The sequence below is a fragment of the Inquilinus sp. CA228 genome, from assembly GCF_052078665.1.
Taxonomy (GTDB): Bacteria; Pseudomonadota; Alphaproteobacteria; order DSM-16000; family Inquilinaceae; genus Inquilinus.
Window position 1 is genome coordinate 1 of record NZ_JBQJIK010000009.1, and the last position, 20,113, is coordinate 20,113.

Annotated in this window: 20 protein-coding genes; 8 read left to right on the forward strand and 12 right to left on the reverse strand. The window is 71.4% G+C overall.

Features of this window, described 5'->3' with window-relative positions; all coding sequences use genetic code 11:
• Window positions 1-52: 52 nt before the first annotated feature.
• From ACTOWL_RS05765 to ACTOWL_RS05775, 3 genes are all read right to left on the reverse strand, one after another.
• Window positions 53-619 (reverse strand): type 1 glutamine amidotransferase domain-containing protein, encoded by a 567-nt coding sequence (locus ACTOWL_RS05765; RefSeq protein ID WP_441320242.1) that lies wholly within the window; start codon window positions 617-619, stop codon window positions 53-55.
• A 78-nt stretch (window positions 620-697) separates the two neighbouring features.
• Entirely contained in the window at window positions 698-2,272 is a 1,575-nt protein-coding gene (locus ACTOWL_RS05770; RefSeq protein WP_441320243.1) for a 5-guanidino-2-oxopentanoate decarboxylase, read from the reverse strand.
• A 110-nt stretch (window positions 2,273-2,382) separates the two neighbouring features.
• Entirely contained in the window at window positions 2,383-3,153 is a 771-nt protein-coding gene (locus ACTOWL_RS05775) for an IclR family transcriptional regulator (RefSeq protein ID WP_441320244.1), read from the reverse strand.
• Between the two features lie 155 nt (window positions 3,154-3,308).
• On the opposite strand from ACTOWL_RS05775, the gene ACTOWL_RS05780 reads away from it, so the two are divergent.
• Genes ACTOWL_RS05780 through ACTOWL_RS05795 form a run of 4 tightly spaced genes read left to right on the forward strand, consistent with a single transcriptional unit; the run spans window position 3,309 to window position 8,225 of the window.
• Window positions 3,309-4,751 (forward strand): aldehyde dehydrogenase family protein, encoded by a 1,443-nt coding sequence (locus tag ACTOWL_RS05780; protein WP_441320245.1) that lies wholly within the window; start codon window positions 3,309-3,311, stop codon window positions 4,749-4,751.
• A complete protein-coding gene (locus ACTOWL_RS05785; protein ID WP_441320246.1) occupies window positions 4,751-6,274 on the forward strand; it encodes a sugar ABC transporter ATP-binding protein in 1,524 nt (507 codons plus the stop codon). The genes ACTOWL_RS05780 and ACTOWL_RS05785 overlap by 1 nt, the downstream gene beginning before the upstream one ends.
• Window positions 6,271-7,224 carry an ABC transporter permease gene (locus ACTOWL_RS05790; protein ID WP_441320247.1) on the forward strand — a complete coding sequence of 318 codons (954 nt, stop codon included), beginning with the start codon at window positions 6,271-6,273 and terminating at the stop codon, window positions 7,222-7,224. The genes ACTOWL_RS05785 and ACTOWL_RS05790 overlap by 4 nt, the downstream gene beginning before the upstream one ends.
• Window positions 7,225-7,271: 47 nt before the next feature.
• On the forward strand, window positions 7,272-8,225 hold the full coding sequence (locus ACTOWL_RS05795) for a substrate-binding domain-containing protein (RefSeq protein ID WP_441320248.1): 954 nt from the start codon (window positions 7,272-7,274) through the stop codon (window positions 8,223-8,225).
• Between the two features lie 70 nt (window positions 8,226-8,295).
• Here ACTOWL_RS05795 and ACTOWL_RS05800 read toward each other — a convergent pair whose 3' ends face one another.
• The gene (locus tag ACTOWL_RS05800; RefSeq protein WP_441320249.1) at window positions 8,296-9,585 is read right to left on the reverse strand and encodes an MFS transporter; all 1,290 of its coding nucleotides are present in this window, start codon (window positions 9,583-9,585) and stop codon (window positions 8,296-8,298) included.
• Between the two features lie 119 nt (window positions 9,586-9,704).
• Here ACTOWL_RS05800 and ACTOWL_RS05805 point away from each other — a divergent pair, with 119 nt between their 5' ends.
• Window positions 9,705-10,322 carry a TetR/AcrR family transcriptional regulator gene (locus ACTOWL_RS05805; protein ID WP_441320250.1) on the forward strand — a complete coding sequence of 206 codons (618 nt, stop codon included), beginning with the start codon at window positions 9,705-9,707 and terminating at the stop codon, window positions 10,320-10,322.
• A 6-nt stretch (window positions 10,323-10,328) separates the two neighbouring features.
• Here ACTOWL_RS05805 and ACTOWL_RS05810 read toward each other — a convergent pair whose 3' ends face one another.
• Window positions 10,329-10,874, reverse strand: a complete 546-nt coding sequence (locus tag ACTOWL_RS05810; RefSeq protein WP_441320251.1) for a DinB family protein — start codon at window positions 10,872-10,874, stop codon at window positions 10,329-10,331.
• Between the two features lie 107 nt (window positions 10,875-10,981).
• Here ACTOWL_RS05810 and ACTOWL_RS05815 point away from each other — a divergent pair, with 107 nt between their 5' ends.
• The 3 genes from ACTOWL_RS05815 to ACTOWL_RS05825 all read left to right on the forward strand — a co-directional run bounded on the left by ACTOWL_RS05815 (window position 10,982) and on the right by ACTOWL_RS05825 (window position 13,590).
• Window positions 10,982-11,335 carry a DUF6559 family protein gene (locus ACTOWL_RS05815; protein WP_441320252.1) on the forward strand — a complete coding sequence of 118 codons (354 nt, stop codon included), beginning with the start codon at window positions 10,982-10,984 and terminating at the stop codon, window positions 11,333-11,335.
• A 111-nt stretch (window positions 11,336-11,446) separates the two neighbouring features.
• On the forward strand, window positions 11,447-11,902 hold the full coding sequence (locus ACTOWL_RS05820) for a thiol-disulfide oxidoreductase DCC family protein (protein ID WP_441320253.1): 456 nt from the start codon (window positions 11,447-11,449) through the stop codon (window positions 11,900-11,902).
• On the forward strand, window positions 11,899-13,590 hold the full coding sequence (locus tag ACTOWL_RS05825; RefSeq protein ID WP_441320254.1) for a DUF4166 domain-containing protein: 1,692 nt from the start codon (window positions 11,899-11,901) through the stop codon (window positions 13,588-13,590). Before ACTOWL_RS05820 ends, ACTOWL_RS05825 begins: the two co-directional genes overlap by 4 nt.
• On the opposite strand, the gene ACTOWL_RS05830 is transcribed toward ACTOWL_RS05825, so the two are convergent.
• The 7 genes from ACTOWL_RS05830 to ACTOWL_RS05860 are packed head-to-tail and all read right to left on the reverse strand — an operon-like array spanning window position 13,560 to window position 19,772.
• Window positions 13,560-14,429, reverse strand: coding sequence for an alpha/beta hydrolase (locus tag ACTOWL_RS05830; RefSeq protein WP_441320255.1), 870 nt, complete (start codon window positions 14,427-14,429; stop codon window positions 13,560-13,562). The genes ACTOWL_RS05825 and ACTOWL_RS05830 overlap by 31 nt on opposite strands.
• A 4-nt stretch (window positions 14,430-14,433) precedes the next feature.
• On the reverse strand, window positions 14,434-14,850 hold the full coding sequence (locus ACTOWL_RS05835; protein WP_441320364.1) for a RidA family protein: 417 nt from the start codon (window positions 14,848-14,850) through the stop codon (window positions 14,434-14,436).
• A 2-nt stretch (window positions 14,851-14,852) separates the two neighbouring features.
• The gene (locus ACTOWL_RS05840) at window positions 14,853-15,320 is read right to left on the reverse strand and encodes an acyl-CoA thioesterase (RefSeq protein WP_441320256.1); all 468 of its coding nucleotides are present in this window, start codon (window positions 15,318-15,320) and stop codon (window positions 14,853-14,855) included.
• Window positions 15,317-16,972, reverse strand: coding sequence for a benzoate-CoA ligase family protein (locus ACTOWL_RS05845; RefSeq protein ID WP_441320257.1), 1,656 nt, complete (start codon window positions 16,970-16,972; stop codon window positions 15,317-15,319). Before ACTOWL_RS05845 ends, ACTOWL_RS05840 begins: the two co-directional genes overlap by 4 nt.
• 25 nt (window positions 16,973-16,997) lie before the next feature.
• Window positions 16,998-18,167, reverse strand: a complete 1,170-nt coding sequence (locus ACTOWL_RS05850) for an acyl-CoA dehydrogenase family protein (RefSeq protein WP_441320258.1) — start codon at window positions 18,165-18,167, stop codon at window positions 16,998-17,000.
• 2 nt (window positions 18,168-18,169) lie between these two features.
• The gene (locus ACTOWL_RS05855) at window positions 18,170-19,000 is read right to left on the reverse strand and encodes an enoyl-CoA hydratase family protein (protein ID WP_441320259.1); all 831 of its coding nucleotides are present in this window, start codon (window positions 18,998-19,000) and stop codon (window positions 18,170-18,172) included.
• Window positions 19,001-19,007: 7 nt separating this feature from the next.
• Window positions 19,008-19,772 (reverse strand): SDR family NAD(P)-dependent oxidoreductase, encoded by a 765-nt coding sequence (locus ACTOWL_RS05860; protein ID WP_441320260.1) that lies wholly within the window; start codon window positions 19,770-19,772, stop codon window positions 19,008-19,010.
• Window positions 19,773-20,113 lie beyond the last annotated feature (341 nt).

Sequence of the window (20,113 nt, forward strand, 5' to 3'; positions counted from 1 at the left end):
GCGTAGGGCGGCGCGCCTCGCCGCCCTACGCCGCGAACGGCAGAGGTAAGCGTCAGCCCGCCATCCGGCCGCTGTGCTCGCCCTCGGCGAATTCCTCGATCATCCTGGCGTTGAAGGCCGGGAGGTCGTCCGGCGACCGGCTGGTGACCACGCCCTGGTCGACCACCACCTCGCGGTCATAGACCGTGGCGCCGGCGTTGCGCAGGTCGATCTGGATCGCCTTGTACCCGGTCATCTCGCAGCCCTCGACCACCCCGGCGCTGATCAGCAGCTGCGGCCCATGGCAGATCGCCGCCACCGGCTTGCCGGCCTCGAAGAAGCCGCGGACGAAGCTGAGCGCCTTCTTGTCGGTGCGCAGCCGGTCCGGGCTGTGCACGCCGCCCGGGATCAGGAGGCCGTCATAGCCGTCGGACGCGGCCTGATCGAGCGGCACGTCGACCGGGAAGCTGTCGCCCTTGTCGAGATGCTTGTGGCCGGTCACCTGCGCGGCTTCCGGGCTGACGATGTCGACCCTGGCGCCGGCCTGCTTCAGGGCCTTGACCGGCTCGGTCATCTCCACCTGCTCGAAGCCGTTGGCGACGAGCACGGCGATCCTGCGTCCGTCGAGACGTTCGGTCATGCCACTCTCCATCCTGAGAGGACGGCCGCGGGACGCGCACCATCCACTCAGGCAATGGCCGGCGGCGAAGGGTGGTTCCTAGGCCGCCGCGACCTCGATCAGGGTCGGCTTGCTGTCGTCGAAGGCGGCGGCCAGGCGCTGCGGCAGGTGGCGCGGGTCGTCGACCGCGGCGTAGCCGCAGCCATAGGTGGCGGCCATGGCGTCGAAGGCCGGCGGGTCGATGTCGACGCCCAGCCGGTCGATCCCCGCCTTGTCCATGCCATAGGCGATCTGGCCGAGGCCGCGGTTGTTCCAGACCACGACCGGCAGGCCGAGGCCGAGATCGGCGGCGGTGCCGAGCTCCTGGCAGGTGAAGCCGATGCCGTAATCGCCGGCCAGCGCCACCACCTGCGCCCCCGGCCGCGCCAGCTTGGCCCCGATCGCCGCCGGCAGGGCGTAGCCCAGCGTGCCGAAGCCGACCGGGTGCAGCCAGCCGCGCGGCTGCCGCGCCGGGAACACGACATTGGCGGTGTAGGCGATCTGGGTCATGTCGGTGGCCACCACCGCATCGTCCGGCAGCGCATCGCGCAGCGTCGCCAGGAACGCGAGGTGGCCGGGCTTGTCGCCGAACTCGGCCGCGTCGGCGGCATCGCGCACCGCGGCCAGGTCGCCGGCCCAGACGGCACGGCCGCGCAGGTCGGACAGGGCCGCCGCCAGCCCCTCCAGCGCCAGCCCGGCGTCGCAGAGCAGCGGCACCGCGGGCCGGTGATCGCGCACCAGCACGTCGGGGTCGAGGTCGACCCGGATCAGCGAGCCCTGGAAGCGCAGCGGCGACCAGCGGTCGGTCATCGACAGCTCGGTACCGACCGCCAGCACGACATCGGCTTCGGCGACCAGCCGTTGCCCTTCCGCCGTGCCGATGCGGGCGCCGATCGAATGCGGTCCGTCATCCGGCACGATGCCCTTGCCGGCGATCGAGCAGGCGACGACCGCGCCCAGGCTCCCGGCCAGACGCCGGGCGGCAGCAGAGGCCCCGACGGCGCCGCCGCCGAGCAGGATCAGCGGCCGCTTCGCCCCGCGCAGAAGCCCGGCCGCCTGCGCCAGCGCCGCCGGGTTCGGGGCCGGCGGCAGCAGCGGCGGCAGCGCGCCGGCATCCGCGGGCGCCTCGGCGGTGGCGATGTCGAGCGGCAGCTCGATATAGACCGGCCGCGGCCGGCCCAGCGTCATCCGGGCCAGGCTGAGATCGGCCACGGCGCGGGCCTGGGACGGGTCGACCACGGTGAGGGCGGAGGCGACCAGCCCCTCCATCGCCAGGCGCTGGTTGCGCATCTCGTGCAGCTCGCCGCGGCCGAGGCCGAGATCGGGGCGGGCGTTGACGGTGGACAGCACCACCATCGGCACGCTGTCGGAATAGGCCTGGCCGATGCCGGTGGCGGCGTTGAGCAGGCCGGGGCCGGTGATCAGCACGCAGATCGCCGGCCGGCCGCTGGCCCGGGCATGGCCGTCTGCCATGAAGGCGGCGCCCTGCTCGTGCCGCACGGCGACATGGCGCAGCCCGTTGCGGCCGAGCGCGCGGTACAGCTCGAGCGTGTGCACGCCGGGAATGCCGAAGGCGGTGTCCACGCCGCTGCGGGTGAAGGCGTCGATGATCGCCTGGGCGCAGTTGTCCGCCATGAAAGCCTCTCCGGGATCGCGATTCGGTGCCGGAGAGACTGCCGCGGGCTTGCGCCGATGACCACCCCCGTGACGGCCGCGGCAGGGTCTCGCGGCGCGCCGCGCGCTGGTCAGGGCAGGCCGCCCAGCGTCCGCGACAGCGCCGCCGCCTCGCGCACGGCCACGATCCGCAGGGCGTCGAGCCGGTCGAGATCGAAGCGGCTGCTGGGCCCGGAAATGGCGATGCCGCCGGGCACGGCCCCGCCATTCTCGAAGACCGGCACCGCGACGCAGCGCATGTCGGGCGCGAATTCGAGATCATCATAGGCGTAGCCCTGGGCCCGGACCAGCGCCAGCTCCCGCCGGAAGGCGTCCGGGTCGGTGATCGTCTTCGGCGCCACCTTCGGCAGGCCGGCGGCGATGATCGCCTCGGTCGCCCGGAGGTCCTGATAGGCCAGCAGCACCTTGCCGATCGAGGTGCAGGGCAAGGCGGAGCGGTCGCCGATCTGGAAGTCGACCGTCACCCGCTGGACGCCCTTGGCCCGGAACACCAGGACGGCGGCGTCGCGGTCCAGCATCGAGAAATGCACGGTCTCGCTGGTCTCTTCGGAGATCCGCCGCAGGCACGCCAGGATGTGCCCGGCGCGCTCGTCCTCGCCGACCAGATGCCGCGCCAGCGAGAGGATCTTGAAGCTGAGCCGGTAGTGCTTGGACACGCTGTCCCGCGCCACGTAGCCGGCCTGCACCAGCGTCATCAGCATCCGGTAGACCGTCGCCCGGTCCGCCCCGATGCCTTCCGCCGCCTCGTTCACCGTCACCGGGCGCCGCTGCTCGCCCATGAAGTCGAGCACGGCGAGCGCCTTCAACGCCGTGGCGCTGATGTTCGAATCCGCTTCACCCATTCCCGTCCAGGTCCGTCCGGATGTTCAATACTCGTATATAGCTGTATGAACTCGACCGCAATTTCATATATCGTTGACCGCATTCAAATTTTGATCTACCTCACGGACAACCAGGGACACCGCTGGAGAGCGGCGGCGCCGGCAGGGAGGTAGGCATGGACATGCTGATCGATGGCGGCTGGACGGGTGCGTCGGACGGGGCGGTCGATCCCATCCTGAACCCCGCCACCGACGAGGAAATCGCCACCGTTCCGCGCGCCACCGCCGCCGATGTGGCGCGGGCCGTCGCCGCCGCCCAGCAGGGCCGGGACGCCATGGCCCGCCTGCCGTCCCACCGGCGTTTCGAGATCTTGGAGTCGGTCGCGCGGCGGATCGAGGCCCATCAGGTCGAGCTCGGCCGGCTGCTGTGCCGGGAAAACGGCAAGCGGATCGGCGAGACGACCGGCGAGGTCGGGGTCGCCGCCCGCATCTTCCGCGGCTATGCCGAGGAGGCCAAGCGCATCTTCGGGAAGTCCGTCCCGCTCGACGCCATCCCGGGCCGGGAAAGGTCGCTCGCCATCACCCTGCGCCAGCCCCTCGGCGTCGTGGCCGCGATCGTCCCCTTCAACTATCCGGTCGAGCTGTGGAGCCACAAGGTCGCCGGCGGTCTCGCCGCCGGCAACGCGGTGATCACCAAGACGCCGGAGGACTGCCCGCTCGCCGTCCTCGAGATCAGCCGCTATCTCGAAGAGGCCGGCCTGCCGCGGGGCGCCCATCAGGTGCTGACCGGGGGGCGCGACGTCGGCGAGGCGCTGGTGCGGTCCGATGGCGTCCAGCTGGTGGCGATGACCGGCAGCACCGCCGCCGGCAGGCGCATCCTCGAAGTGGCGGCGCCGACGCTGAAGAAGGTCCATCTCGAGCTCGGCGGCAACGACGCCACCATCATCTGCGACGACGCCGACGTCGCCGACACCGCCGACGCGCTGATCCGGGGCCGCTTCACCTCCGGCAACGGGCAGATCTGCTGCGCGGTGAAGCGCGTGCTGGTCCACCGGTCGATCCACGCGCCGCTGCTCGAGGCGGTCGTGGCCGGGGCAAAGCGGCTGCGGCTCGGCGACCCGATGGACCCGTCGACCGATGTCGGGCCGCTGATCAACCGGCGGAGCGCCGAGCGCGTCGAGGCGCAGGTGAACCAGGCCGTCGCCGACGGCGCGACCGTGCTGGCCGGCGGGGCGCGGCGCGGCAGCTTCTTCGAGCCGACCGTCCTGATCGGCGTCTCGCCCGGCACGCCGGCCTTCGCCGAGGAGACCTTCGGCCCGGTGCTGCCGCTGATCCCCTATGATGATTTCGAGACGGCGCTGACGCTCGCCAATGACAGCCCGTTCGGCCTGCAGGCCGCCATCTTCACCCGCGATCTCCGCCGCGTGATGCGGGCCTATGAGGTGCTCGACGTCGGCACCGTCGTGGTCAACCACACCACCGCGGTGCGGGTGGAGACTCTGCCCTTCGGCGGCAACAAAGGGAGCGGCAACGGCCGCGAGGGCATCCACGACACGCTCGAGCAGATGACCAAGGTGAAGACCCTGCTGCTGCACGAGATCTTCGGGCCGGCGAACTGATGCCCCATCTCGCCGTCCATCACATCGCCAAGAGCTACGACGGCAACCCGGCGGTCCGCGACATCTCCCTGTCGCTCGGCCCCGGCCGGGTGCTGGCGCTGTGCGGCGAAAACGGCGCCGGCAAGTCGACGCTGATGAAGATGCTGTCCGGCGCCACCCTGCCCGACAGCGGCGAGATCCTCCTCGACGGCCGGCCGGTGCGGATCACCAGCCCGGCCGACGCGATGGCGCTGGGCATCCGCACCGTGCACCAGGAGCTGAGCCTGCTGCCGCATCTCAGCGTCGCCGAGAACATCCTGCTCGGCCGGATGCCGATTCGGGCCTTCTCCTTCGTCGTCGACTGGGCCGAGGCACGGCGCATCGCCGGCCGCGTGCTGGCCGATTTCGGCTTTCCCGGAATCGATCCGGGCGCCCTGGTGCGGGCCCTGTCGGTGGCGCAGCAGCAGATCGTGGAGATCGCCAAGGCGCTGGTCGCCGAGCCGCGCATCCTGATCCTCGACGAGCCGACGGCGGTCCTGTCGGCATCGGAGACCGCGCGGCTGTTCGACACGGTCCGCAGCCTGGCTGCCCGCGGCACCAGCGTGCTCTACATCTCGCACCGGCTGGAGGAGGTCTTCACCATCGCCGACGAGATCGTGGTGCTGAAGGACGGCCGGACCGTGCTGGCGGGCGCCGCGTCCGGGCTGGACCAGCCGCGCCTGGTCCAGGCGATGGTCGGCCGGCCGCTGTCGACGGTGTTCCCGGAGAAGGCCGGGCGCCCCGGCGACATCGTGATCGAGATCGAAGGCCTGGGCCGCAAGGGCGCCTTCGAGGACATCAGCTTCGCGATCCGCGCCGGAGAGGTCGTCGGCATGTTCGGGCTGGTGGGCAGCGGCCGCACCGAGATCGCCAAGGCGATCTTCGGGGCGGTGCCGGCCGACACCGGCGAGATCCGGTTCAAAGGGGCGAAGGCGGGCTTCGCCACGCCCGCGGCCGCAGTGCGCGGCGGCATCGCCATGCTGACCGAGGACCGCAAGGGCGATGGCCTGGCGCTCGATGCCAGCGTCCTCGACAATGCGGGGCTCGCGAGCTTCGCCCGCTATTCCCGCCATGGCGTGATCGACGGCGCCAAGCGCCGGGCGCTGGTGGAGGCCAAGATCGGCGAGCTGTCGATCCGGCCGAAGGACACCGGCCGTCCGGTCCGGCAGCTCTCCGGCGGGAACCAGCAGAAGGTGGTGCTCGCCAAATGGCTTCTGGCCGAGACCACCGAGCTCTTCATCTTCGACGAGCCGACCCGCGGCGTCGACATCGCCACCAAGGTCGAGATCTATCGGATGATCCGGGGCCTCGCGGCCGACGGGATGGCGGTGCTGCTGATCTCGTCGGAAATGCCCGAGGTCCTCGGCCTGTCCGACCGCCTGCTCGTCATCCGCGGCGGCCGGCTGGCCGCGGAGCTGACGGCCGACACGGTCCGGCCCGAGACGGTCTTCGCCCATGCCGCCGGCCTTTCGACCCGACCCGCAAGCCCGGAGCGTCCGTCGTGAGCGAAGCCCTGCCTGCCCCCCGGACGAGACCGGTCCGGCGCCTGCGCCGGGCCGACGTCCTGTTCACGCTCGCCGTGCTGGGGCTGGTCGTGTTCGCCGCCGTCGCGTCTGACGCCTTCCTGACCCAGCGCAACGCCGCCAACATCTCCCGCCAGATCGTCACCAACGGCTTCCTCAGCCTCGGCATGCTGATGGTGATCCGCACCGGCGGCATCGACTTGTCGGTCGGCTCGGTGCTCGCCTTCGCCGGGCTGCTCGCCACCGGGCTGCAGGCGCAGATGCACTTCTCGGCCGCGATCGCCGTCGCCATCGCCATGGGGGCCGCGGTCGGGTGGCTGAACGGGTGGCTGGTCGCGCGTTTCGACCTGCAGCCCTTCATCGCCACGCTGGCGACCATGGGCAGCCTGCGCGGGCTCACCTATGTCTATGCCGACACGCCGCGCTACCCGGCCGACGACCTGTTCCGGTCGCTGATCGGCGGGGCGTTCCTCGGCCCTGTCCCGGTCACCTTCCTGGTCTTCGCCCTCGCGGTGCCGGCCGTGTGGTTCTACCTCAACCACACGGTGTCGGGCCGGGCCGCCTTCGCCCTCGGCGTCAACAAGGAGGCCGTGCGGCTGGCCGGCGTCGATGTCGGCAAGCACCTGATCTTCGCCTATGTCGCCTGCGGCGTCTTCGCAGCCATCGCCGGCGTCCTGCTGGCCTCGCGGCTGGGCATCGCCCAGCCCAGCGTCGGCGTCGGCTACGAGCTCGACGCCATCGCCGCCGTGGTCATCGGCGGCGGCATCCTCGGCGGCGGCGGCGGCACGGCATTCGGGGTTCTCGGCGGAGTCCTCGCGCTCGCGGTGGTCGACAACGTGCTGAACCTCTTCAACGTCGATTCCTATTATCAGCAGCTTCTGAAGGGGCTGATCATCCTGGCCGCGGTCCTGGCCAGGCGAAAGAAGGCCTGACCGGCGCCGCCGGTCTCGCCGCAATCACATGACGGGGAGACGCGACAATGAGGATCATGACGGGAATGCGGATCGCGGGCACGGCGGCCTTCACCGCCGCAGCCCTGGCGGCGGGCCCGGCCGCTGCGGAGACCATCAAGATCGGGATGGTGAGCCTCTCGCTCTGTTGCTCCTATTTCGTCGGCATGGACGCCGCCGTGAAGGACGAGGCCAAGCATTTCTCCAATGTCGAGATCCTCTCGACCGATGCCGGGGGCGATGCGGCGAAGCTCACCGCCGATGTCGAGGACCTGCTGAACCGCGGCGTCAAGGCGGTCATCATCTCCGGCGCCTGGATCGAGGCGGCGCCGGCGGCGCTCGAGGAGATCCAGCAGGCGGGCGTGCCGGTGGTCATGGTCGACCGGCTGCTCAAGGGCGGCGCATACACCAGCTGGGTCGGCCCGGACAACCGCGCCATCGGCGAAGGCATCGGCAGCTACATCGTCAAGCGCCTGAACGGAACGGGCAATGTGGCGATCATCCGCGGCGGCCCGGCCGACAACAGCATCGGCTCGAGCCGGACGGAGGGGGTGACCTCCAAATTCGCGGGCACGGGCGTCCAGGCCGTCATCGCGCCCGGCTGGGGCGGCTGGAGCGCCGATGGCGGCTTCAAGCAGATGGAGGACCTGCTGGCCAAGGAATCGGCGATCAAGGCCGTCTTCTGCGAGAACGACTCGATGTGCCTCGGCGCCCAGAAAGCGATCGCCGACGCCGGCCGAAGCGGCGAGATCTTCATCACCTCGGTCGACGGCGAAAAGGGCGCCCTGGCCGAGATCGCCAAACCGGGCAGCAATTACGCGGCGACCGGCCTCAACTCCTCCGACCAGATCGGCCGCGCCGGCTTCCAGCGGGTGATGGCGATCCTGGCCGGCGGCCAATCGGAGAAGGACACCGTGCTGCCCTCGCCGATCATCACGGCGGAGAACGTGGCGAAGTTCTACGACGCGGACAGCAAGTTCTGATCGATGCCGCGGGACGGCCGGTGCCGTCCCGCGGGTTCCTTCCGGCAAGCCGGGCGGCCGGCGCCGCCGGTCAGGCGGTCGCTTCGACCAGCCGGCCGGTGGCGGGGCGCTGGCCGCGGCCGATCGCCAGCACCATGAAGGCGGTGGCGACGCAGATCACCCCGGCGACCAGGAAGGCCAGGAGGTAGCCGTCCATGGCGGTGCGGACCACGCCGGCGCCGAAGGCCGCGGTGGCGGCGCCGACCTGGTGCGACGCGGCGATCCAGCCGAACACCACCGGCGCGTCGTCCTTGCCGAAGGCGTCGTTGGTCAGCTTCAGCGTCGGCGGCACGGTGGCGATCCAGTCGAGCCCGTAGAACACGGCGAAGACCGACAGGCCGTAGAAGCTGAAGCCGGAGAAGGGCAGGTAGATCAGCGACAGGCCGCGCAGGCCGTAATACCAGAACAGCAGCTTGCGGCTGGAGTAGCGGTCGGACAGCCAGCCCGAGGCGGTGGTGCCGATCAGGTCGAAGATGCCCATCGCCGCCAGCAGCCAGGCGCCGGTGGTCACCGGGATGCCCTGGTCGAGACAGGCGGCGATCAGATGGGTGCCGATCAGCCCGTTGGTGGTCAGGCCGCAGACGAAGAAGCTGCCGGCCAGCAGCCAGAAGTCGCGCTTCTTCGAGGCCCGGCCGAGGATGCGGAAGGCAGTGAGGATCGGGTTGCCGGTCGCGGCGGCCGGGGCGGCGCCCGGCGCCTCGCCGAGCCGGCCCAGGCCGACATCCTGCGGCCGTTCCGGCAGCAGCAGGAACACCACCGGGATCATCGCGGCCACGGCGGCGGCGACCACCCAGGCCACCGGCTTCCAGCCGAAATTCTCCGCCACCTCGGCCAGGATCGGCAGGAACACGAGAGAGCCGGTGGCGGTGCTGGCGGTCAGGAGGCCCATGACCAGGCCGCGCCGCTCCTGGAACCAGCGATTGACGATGGTGGCGCCGAACACCATCGCGGCGATGCCGCTGCCGAAGCCGACGAAGATGCCCCAGGTCAGCACCAGCTGCCATTCCTGCGTGATCAGGGTCGAGCCGGAGACGGCGGCGGCCAGCAGCGCCAGGGCGAAGATGATCACCGGGCGGATGCCGAAGCGCTGCATCGCCGCCGCGGCGAAGGGCCCCATCAGGCCGTAGAGGAAGATGTTCACGCCGATGGCGAAGGAGATGGTGTCGCGGCTCCAGCCGAAGGCCTGCTCCAACGGCACGATCAGCACGCTGGGCGTGGCCCGGACGCCGGCGGCGGCGAGCAGGACGAAGAAGGCGACCGCCGCGGCGATCCAACCGTAATGCGCTCGGCCTGACAACAGGCGCGCGACAAGGGCGGTCATCGATGATCCCTTTCCGGATCCGGGGTGGACAAAGGCCGCGCTCAGGCCCAAATGTAACCGATCGGTTCGTCGGTTGGAAAGAGGTACGAACCGATCGGTTACATGTCAAGGGTTTCGCGATGACGGAGACGAGCACCACCCCGATCCCCGAGGCCGCGCCGAAGCGGGCGCGCGACCGGATCTTCGCGGCTGCCGACGACCTGTTCTACCGCCAGGGCATCCGCGCGGTCGGGGTCGACGCGATCGCCAAGGAGGCCGGGGTGGCGAAGATCAGCCTGTACCGCGCCTTCCCGTCGAAGGACGACCTGGTGGTGGCCTATCTCGAGGACCGCAACGCCGTTTACTGGCAGCGCTGGGACCGGGCGTTCGAGAAGCACGAGGGCGATCCACGGGCGCAGCTGCGGGCGATGATGGAATACCTAGCCGACCGCACCACCGCGCCGGGCTATCGCGGCTGCCCCTTCACCAACGACGCCACCGAGTTCCCGGAGCCGAGCCATCCCGGCCGCCGGGTGGCCGAGGCCAACAAGCACGAGCTGCGCCGCCGGATGCTGCAACTGGCCGAGTCGCTCGGCGCCCCCGACCCGAAGGCGCTGGCCGACGGGGTGGTGCTGCTGGTCGAGGGCGCCTATGCGATCAGCCAGACCCTGGGCGGCCGCGACGGCCCCGGCCGGGCCATCGTCTGGGCCGCCGAGGCGCTGGTCGAGGCGCAGCTGGGGCGGGGCGAGAGCGCCTGACCCGGCCTATCGCCGCTCCAGCCCCAGCCGCTTCAGCTCCGTGTCCCGCCGCGGCGCGTCGGAGGCGAGGAAGAACTCGTCGAGCTGCGGCGGCGCCACCCGCGTGCCGGACAGCATGGCGTGGGCCTGGCCGCGGTGATGGATCTGGTGCTGGAACAGATGCGCCAGGATGGCGCTGACCGTCTCGCGATAGGCGACGCCGTCGCGGCGGTCGATCGGCACCACCCGGTCGAGGCCGGCCTCGTCGAGGTCATCGCAGAATTCCACCAGATCGCGGTCGGTCCGGGCCTGGGCCGCGGCCAGGTCGACCGCGTCGGGATAGGGGATCGGATCGATCGGATAGCGCCGGCCGGGGCCCTTCAGGTCGGCCAGATAGGAGCGGTCGACGATCAGGATGTGGTTCAGGGTCCGCCGCAGCGACGGGTAGAAGCCGGTGCGCGGCGCCGCGAACTCCTCCGGCGTCAGCCTGAGGCAGGCGGCATGCAGCCGGGCATTGGCCCAGGCGTTGTTGCGGGCCATCTGGCGGAGATGATCGGCCAGCGAGCCTGGCATGCGCATCCTCCCTTAAGGCATTCTTGGGAAGATCAGCGGCCTTCCCGGTTCCAGACTCCACGGCAGAGGCGCTCGCCGTCCACCTCGGAGTGTGAGACAATAGTGGCATGTTTCGGCGTGTCTTCCAGTCCGCCCGGCTCCGCTCCGCCGCCCGGCGCTATGCCCGGGAGGTCTGGCCGCGGCTGCGGAAGGACTATGGGGCCGGCGAAACCTTTACGGTGGGGCAGATCCGGTCCGCGGCCCGACAGCTGGGACTGCCTGACCGATATCTGCCGATCGGCTATGCCGTCTTCCTGCCGGCGGATGCGTTCGCGGCGCTGGCAGGCCCTGATCCGATCGGAGATCGCGACTCGCTGCGGGCCCTGTTCTGGCAACACGCCGATGTCGGCATCGACTCCGAGGGCTCCGACGGCATCGTCTATCCCATTCCCCGCTATCTGGGCGGCGACCTGCTCCGTTGACGGTCCCCAAGAGGAGCCGGCCGCGAAAACGTCGCAGCCCGCCCCCATGGCGCGTCCTCGGCCGATGTCCTAGCCTTTCCACCCGGCAGCAACGCAGCGGGCCGGAGCGGCATGATCAAGCGCGACCCCTATAGCTGGCGGCAGGATCCGGCGGTGCCGGCCTTCGCCGACGACCGGCCGGTGATCGTCTTCGACGGCCATTGCGTGCTGTGCTCCGGCTGGGCCCGGTTCATCCTGAAGCACGACACCGCGAAGCGGTTCCGGCTGTTGCCGGCGCAGTCCCGGACCGGCCGCGCGCTCTATGTCCATTACGGGCTCGACCCGGAGGATTACGAGACCAACATCCTGCTGGCCGACGGCGTCGCCTGGCTGAAGTCGGAGAGCGTGATCCGGACCGCGCTGGCCCTCGGCTTCCCCTGGTCGCTGGTGGCGGCGCTGCTGGTCCTGCCCTTCGGCTGGCGCGAGCGGCTGTACGGCCTGCTGGCCCGCAACCGCCTGCGCCTGTTCGGCCGCAGCGACAGCTGCATGCTGCCGGTGCCGGGGCAGGAGGACCGCTTCCTGACATGAGCGATGGCCGACTGCGCGTCCTGATCCTGGGCGGCTACGGCACCTTCGGCGGCCGGCTGGCGAAGCTGCTGGCCCATGAGCCACGGCTGACGCTGGTGATCGCCGGCCGGTCGCAGGCGAAGGCGGAGGCGTTTTGCCGGGCGCTGGGCGGCGCGGCCGAGACGGTGCCGCTGGCCTTCGACCGCGACGGCGACGCAGCCGCCGGGATCGCCGCCGCCGGGGCGGACATCGCGGTCGATGCCACCGGCCCGTTCCAGGCCTATGGCGACGCGCCCTACCGCGTGGTCGAGGCCTGCATCGCCGCCGGCGCCGACTATTTCGACCTGGCCGATGGCGCCGATTTCGTCGCCGGGATCGGCCGCTTCGACGATGCCGCCAAGGCCCGCGGCGTCGCCGTGATGTCCGGTGTCAGCAGCTTCCCGGTGCTGACCGCGGCGGTGGTCCGGCACCTCGCCCGCGGCCTGGCCCATGTGGACAGCATCGAGGGTGGGATCGCGCCCTCGCCCTATGCCGGGGTCGGGCTGAACGTGATCCGGGCCATCGCCTCCTATGCCGGGCAGGAGGTGCGGCTGACCCGCGACGGCGCGCCCGCGACCGGTCGGGCGCTGGTCGAGACCCGGCGCTGGACCATCGCGCCGCCGGGCCGGCTGCCGCTGCGCAGCACCCGCTTCTCGCTGGTCGACGTGCCCGACCTGCGGCTGCTGCCGGCGCTGTGGCCGGGGCTGCGCGAGATCTGGATCGGCGCCGGCCCGGTGCCGGCGGTGCTGCATCGCGGCCTGAACGCCCTGGCCCGGCTGGCGCGGATCGGGCTGATCCCGAGCCTGCGGCCGCTGGCGCCGCTGTTCCACGCCGCCATCAACCGGCTGCGCTGGGGCGAGCATCGCGGCGGCATGATCGTGATCGTCCGGGGCCGCGACGCCGCCGGGCGGCCGGTGGAGCGGTCCTGGCACATGCTGGCCGAGGGCGATGACGGGCCGCTGATCCCGTCGATGGCCGCGGCCGCGGTGATCCTGCGCCGGCTGCAGGGCCTGCGCCCCGCGCCCGGGGCCTATGCCGCCACCGAGGCGCTGGAGCTGGCGGACTACCAGCCGCTGTTCGCCGGCCGGGCGATCGTCAGCGGCTGCCGCGAGGTCACGGCCGAAACGACAGGGCAGCCGCTGTACCGCCGCGCGCTGGGCGAGGCCTGGGCCGCGCTGCCGGAACCGGTGCGGGCGATGCATGACCTGACCGGCGACAAGCGGGTCGCCGGCCGGGCCGAGGTCGAGCGCGGCACCGGCCTGATGGCGCGTCTGGTCGCGGCGGTGATCGGCTTTCCCGCGGCCGGGTCCGACGTGCCGGTCGAGGTGACGTTCCGGGTCCGGGACGGCGTCGAGACCTGGCAGCGCCGCTTCGCCGGCCGCGCCTTCTCCAGCACCCAGCAGGCCGGACGTGGCCGCTCCGAGGGGCTGCTGGAGGAACGCTTCGGGCCGGTGCGGGTCGGGCTGGCGCTGGTCCTGGAGGGCGACCGGCTGCGCCTGGTGGTGCGGCGCTGGACCCTGCTGGGCCTGCCGCTGCCGCTGGCCCTGGCCCCCTGCGGCGAGGCCTGGGAAACCGCGGCAGATGGCCGGTTCCGCTTCCATGTCGAGATCCGCCACCCCTGGACCGGGCTGATCGTCCGCTACCGCGGCTGGCTGGCGCCCGAAGGCTGACGCGCCAGCCGCAGCACGGCGTCGAAGACCGGCGTGCCGTGATGGCCGATCTGCTCGACCACGTCGAAATGGTGCCTTCCCGGCACCGCGATCGGCGGGCGGGCCAGGCGCGGCCAGGCCGTCGCCATCAGCGCCGACTGGCGGTGGAACTCCGCCGGCTCGTCGCCGCCGACCAGCAGCTCCAGCGGCGCGCCCACCACCGGCTGCGGCGTCTCGTGCAGGCTCCAGCCCGAGGCCTGTTCCGGCGTCAGGCGGATCAGCTCGTTCATGCTGGTGCGCAACAGCGGCCGCAGGTCGAACACGCCGGAGATCGACAGGCCGCCGGCGAATGGCGCCACGGGCAGGCCGCGCACTGGCCAGTCGGTCGCCAGCATCGCTGCCGTGAGGTAGCCGCCGGCGGAATGGCCGCTGACGATCAGGCAGCGCCGCTCGGCCTCGCCCAGCAGGGTCGTCCAGGCGAAGGCGATGGCCCGGCGGCAGCTTTCGGCGATGCCGGTGACCGTGGTCTGCGGGCACAGCGGGTAGTTCAGCACCACAGTGGTGAAACCGGCCGGCACCAGCGCCGCCGCCGCCCAGGACACCTCGTCCTTGGACGAGGCGCGCCAATAGCCGCCATGGATGAATACCACGGCACCGCGCGGCCGGTCGGCCCGGAACAGGTCCAGCGTCTCGCGCGGATCCGCGCCATAGGCGATGCCGGCCCGGTGCGGCAGCCGCGCCCTCGTCGCCGCGGCGGTCTCCAGCCAGCGGCCGAAGGCGGCGGCCATGTCCGGCACGGTGACCCGCGGGTTGTACTCCCGCTCGCACCAGTCCGGGTCGTCGTAGCGAGGGGCGGTCATCGCCTCACTCCGGCAGCACGGCGGTGGCCTCGATCTCGACCAGCGCTTCCCGCTCCACCAGCTCGACCACCCGCATCACCGCCATGGCCGGGTAATGCGCGCCCATCACCTCGCGATAGGCGCGGCCGAGCGGCTTGAGGTTGGCACGGTAGGCCTCCATGTCGGTGACGTACCAGGTCAGCCGGGCGATGTGCTGCGGGCCGGCCCCGGCCGCGGCCAGCACCGCCAGGATGTTGCGCAGCGCCTGGGCGATCTGGCCGACCATGCCGTCGGCGAAGCGGCCCTCGGAATCCCAGCCGATCTGGCCGCCAACGAAGACCACCTGCCCGCGCCCCATCATGCCGTTGGCATAGCCTTTCGGCGCCGGCCAGCCTTCCGGCTGCAGCGTCACCAGGCCATCGGCGGCCGGCTGATCGATCATCGTCACGTCGCGCATCTCCGCTGATAGGAGTCCACCGCGTCCCGGATGTCCGCCGGGATCGGGATCGACGCCGCCTCGTTGATATTGGTGGTCACCAGCACCAGCCGCCCGACCAGCATCGGCTCGCCCTTGCGATGGCCGTGGAAGGCCAGGCCGATCGAGCTGCGGCCGACCCGCTCGACCAGCAGGGTCAGGCCGAGCACGTCGCCCAGCCGCGCCGGCTTCACATAGTCGCATTCGGCCCGGACATAGCCGAGCCCGACCCGGCGGCGCTGGATGATGTCGGCATAGTCGAGGCCGAGCTCGGCCGCGAACCATTCCTCCACCGCGCCCTGCATCATGGTGAAATAGCGGGCGAAGAAGACGATGCCGGCGGTGTCGCAATGCTCGAACCGGATCGGCTGCCGGACGGCGAAGGCCGCGGCGGGCAGGTCGGCGGCGGTCAGCGGGGCGCGGCGGGCCTCGCTCATGACGCCTTCGCCGTGGTTTTGGGCGCCGGGGCTTCGGTGCCCATGCGGCGCAGCTGGAAGCGCTGCAGCTTGCCGGTCTCGGTGCGCGGCAGCCGCTCCAGGAACTCGACCGCCCGGGGGTATTTGTAGGGCGCGATCTCGGCCTTCACATGGTCCTGCAGCGCCTTGCGGGTCGCGGCGTCGGCCGCATGGCCGGGCTTCAGCACGACATAGGCCTTCACGATCTGGCCGCGGTCCGGGTCGGGCACGCCGACCACGCCGCATTCCTGCACCGCCGGATGGGTCAGCAGCGCGTTCTCCACCTCCGGCCCGGCGATGTTGTAGCCGGCGGAGACGATCATGTCGTCCGACCGCGCCTGGTACCAGAAGTAGCCGTCGGCGTCGCGGCGATAGGTGTCGCCGGTCAGGTTCCAGCCGTCATGGACATAGGCGCGCTGGCGGTCGTCGGCGAGGTAGCGGCAGCCGGTCGGGCCGCGCACCGCCAGCCGCCCGGCCCCGCCTGCCGGCAGCTCGGCGAAGTCGTCGTCGACGATCTTGGCCTCGTAGCCCGGCACCACCGTGCCGGTCGATCCCGGCCGCACCGCGCCGGGGCGGGAGGCGATGAAGATGTGCAGCATCTCGGTCGCGCCGATGCCCTCGGTGATCTCGATGCCGGTGGCGTCGCGCCAGGCCTCGAAGGTGGCGGCCGGCAGCGCCTCGCCGGCCGAGACGCAGCGGCGCAGGCTGGTCAGGTCGCGCCCCGGCCGCTGGCCGAGCATGGCGCGGTAGGCGGTGGGGGCGGTGAAGCAGATGGTCGGGCGGAAGCGCTCGATGCCGTCCAGCAGCTCCGCCGGCGACGCGCGCTCCAGCAGCACGGTGGAGGCGCCGGCGCGCATCGGGAACAGCACCAGCCCGCCGAGCCCGAAGGTGAAGGCCAGGGGCGGGCTGCCGATGAAGCGGTCGGCCTCGTTCGGCTGCAGCACCTGGCGGGAATAGGCGTCGCAGATCGCCAGCAGGTCGCGGTGGTTGTGCATCGTGCCCTTCGGCACTCCGGTGGTGCCGGAGGTGAAGCCGATCAGGCAGATGTCCTCCGCCGCCGTGTCGACCGGCGCGAACCCGGCCGGCACCGTGTCCATCCGCGACTCGAGATCGGCCTCGGTGCCGCCGCCGAAGGCGACGATGTGCTCCAGCACCGGGGCCTGGGTCCGCGCCGTCTCCAGGTCCGGCAGCAGCCGGGCGTCGCAGATCGCCAGCCGCACGCGGGCCTTCTCGATCATGAAGGCCAGCTCCTTGGCGCGCAGCAGCGGCATGGTGGCGACCACCACCGCCCCGGCCTTCAGCGCCGCCAGGTAGCTGGCGACCATCATCGGGTTGTTGGCCGAGCGCAGCAGCACGCGGTCGCCCGGCACCAGCCCGAAATCGCGCACCAGCACCTGCGCGATCCGGTCCACCCGGTCGAGCAGCTCGGCATAGGACCATTCGACACCCGGCGCGACCAGGCAGGGCCGGCCGCCATGCCCCTCGGCGATGTGCCGGTCCAACAGTTCGGCGACGCAGTTCAGCCGCGCCGGATACTGCAGCGCCGGCAAAGTGAAGCGGAACTCCGGCCATTGCTCCCGCGGCGGAAGATTGTCGCGGGCGAAGCTGTCGACATGCGCGCTGTTCGTCTCCATCTCGCCTCTCCCGTTTCTTAGGCCGTCATTCCGTTTCCGCCAGCAGCTGGCGGGCGATGACGATCTTCTGGACCTCGGTGGCGCCCTCGTAGACGCGCAGGGCGCGGATCTCGCGATACAGCTCCTCGACCTTGACGCCGCGGGTGACGCCGAGGCCGCCGAACAGCTGCACCGCCCGGTCGATCACGCGCTGCGCCGCCTCGGTGGCGTACAGCTTGGCCATCGCCGCCTCGCGCGTGACCCGAGCGGCACCTCGGTCCTTGGTCCAGGCGGCGCGGTAGACCAGCAGCGCGCTCGCATCGATCTCGGTCGCCATCTCGGCCAAGGCCGCCTGGCTCAGCTGCAGGTCGCCCAGCACCCCGCCGAACATCCTGCGGCTGCGGGCCCGGCCCAGCGCCTCGTCCAGCGCCCGGCGGGCGAAGCCCAGCGCCGCGGCGCCCACGGTGGAGCGGAACACGTCCAGCGTCGCCATCGCCACCTTGAACCCCTCCCCCGCCCCGCCGATCCGGTCGGCCAGCGGCACCCGGCAGCCCGCGAAGCGCAGCGTGGCCAAGGGATGCGGCGCGATCACCTCGATCCGCTCCGCCACCGTCAGGCCGGGTGCTGTGGCCGGCACCAGGAAGGCGGACAGGCCGCGGGCGCCCGGCGCCTCGCCGGTGCGGGCGAAGACGACATAGTGGTCGGCGATGCCGCCATTGGAGATGAAGGTCTTCTCGCCGTCGATCCGCACCGCATCCGGCCCGTCCGGCATCGCCGTGGTGCCGGTGGCGGCGACGTCGGACCCGGCCTCGGGCTCGGACAAGGCGAAGGCGGCGATGGCGCGGCCGTCGCGGACCGGCGGCAGGATCCGGTCCTTCAGCGCGTCGCTGCCGAACAGGGTGACCGGGCCGGTGCCCAGCCCCTGCATGGCGAAGGCGAAATCGGCAAGGCCATCATGCCGGGCCAGGGTCTCGCGGATCAGGCACAGGCTGCGGACGTCCAGCCGGTCGGACGCGCCGCCATGGCTGGCCGGCACTGCATGGCGCAGCCAGCCGTCCCGGCCCAGCGCCGCCACCAGCCGGCGGCAGGAGCCGTCGACGTCGTGATGGTCGACCAGCCCGGGCAGCGTGGCGCCGGCCCAGGCGTCGAGCTCCACCGCCAGGGTGCGGTGGCGGTCCTCGAAGAACGGCCAGTCGAGGAAGCTGCGGTCGGGCATCGCTAGTTCCCCTCGAACACCGGCCGGGACTTGGCGGCGAAGGCCTCATAGGCGCGGCGGAAGTCGCGGGTCTGCATGCACACCGCCTGGGCCTGGGCCTCGGCCTCGATCGCCTGGTCGACGCCCATGTCCCATTCCTGATGCAGCATCCGCTTGGTCATGGCATGGGCAAAGCTCGGGCCGTCGGCCAGCGACCGGGCCAGCGCCGTGGTCTCCGGCAGCAGCGCCTCGGGCTCGACCAGCCGGTTCAGGAAGCCCCAGCGCTCGGCCTCCGCCCCGTCCATGCTGCGGCCGGTGTAGAGCAGCTCCGACGCCCTCCCCTGGCCGATGATGCGGGGCAGGATCGCGCAGGCGCCCATGTCGCAGCCGGCCAGGCCGACCCGGGTGAACAGGAAGGCGGTGCGGCTGCGCGCCGTGCCGAGGCGCAGATCCGACGCCATGGCCAGGATCGCCCCGGCCCCGGCGCAGACGCCGTCGACCGCCGCCACGATCGGCTGCGGGCAGTCGCGCATCGCCTTGACCAGGTCGCCGGTCATGCGGGTGAACTCCAGCAGCCCGGCCATGTCGCGGTCGAGCAGCGGCGCGATGATCTCGAACACGTCGCCGCCGGAGCAGAAATTGCCGCCGGCCCCGGTCACCACCACCGTCTTCACGGCGTCATCGGCGGTCAGCGCCCGGAAGATGGCCACCAGCTCGGCATAGCTGTCGAAGGTCAGCGGGTTCTTCCGCTCCGGCCGGTTCAGGGTGATCGTCGCCACCTTGCCCTCGACCGACCACAGGACGTGCCGGGCCTGGTAGGCGGAGAGCGGCGGGGCGATGGGGGGCTGGCTCATCGGGACCTCACATCACTTCGCCGCCGGCGACCGGCAGCGCGATGCCGTTGACGCTCGCCGCCTCCGGGCCGGCCAGCCAGGCGACAGCGGCCGCCACCTCCTCCGGCTGGATCAGGCGGCCCTGCGGGTTGCCGCGGATCAGCTCGGCGCGGATCTCGTCCGGGCTGCGGCCGGTCTTGCCCTCGATCCGGGCCACCGCGCCTTGCACCAGATCGGTGTCGGTGTAGCCGGGGCAGACGGCGTTGACGGTGACGCCCTTGGCGGCGACCTCGCGCGCCAGGGCCCGGGTCAGCCCGATCACGCCGTGCTTGGCGGCGCAATAGGCGGCGACATAGGGGAAGCCGGTCAGCCCGGCGATGCTGGCGATGTTGATCACCCGGCCCCAGCCGCGCTCGGCCATGCCCGGCAGCACCAGCCGCGTGGCCTCGTACACCGCGCCGAGGTTGAGGCCGATCATCCGGTCCCACAGCGCCCGGTCGGTGCGGGCGAAGGGCGCGCTTTCCGCCGCCCCGGCATTGTTGACCAGGATGTCGATCGGGGACGCCAACCGGGCGACGGCGGCCTCCAGCTGCTCCGGCTTGGTGACGTCGGCGACGGCATAGGCGTTGGCCTTGCCGGCCGCGACGGTTTCGGCCAGCCGGGATTCGGTCCGGCCCAGCACGGTCACCGCCGCGCCCCGCGCCGTCAGCGCCGCCGCGATCGCGGCACCGATGCCGCTGCCGCCGCCGGTGACCAGCGCATGCTTGCCCTGCAGTCCGCCCTGATCGGCCATCGCATCCTCCACAGAAGATAGTTTAAGCTTGAAACATCTCGACGGCAAGGTCGGGCTTGCCCGCCGGAGCGTCTGGCCGCGTTGTGAACAGACAGTCACAGCATTCACCTAAAATCAGAAGCAATATTTCCATCATCAAGAATCAATTGACTCTCTTTCTGTCAGATGTAGAATTAACATCGATTTCGGCAGAACTATCGAAATCGATTTTCCAATGAATACTATATTATGAACACCTGAGTTTCGTCTGACCTAACCAAGACCCCACTTTCTCCGGACATGATGCCGTCCAGCTGCGCCATCACGGCCGGCCGCCCGGACTCATCCCGGAAGACCTGGAG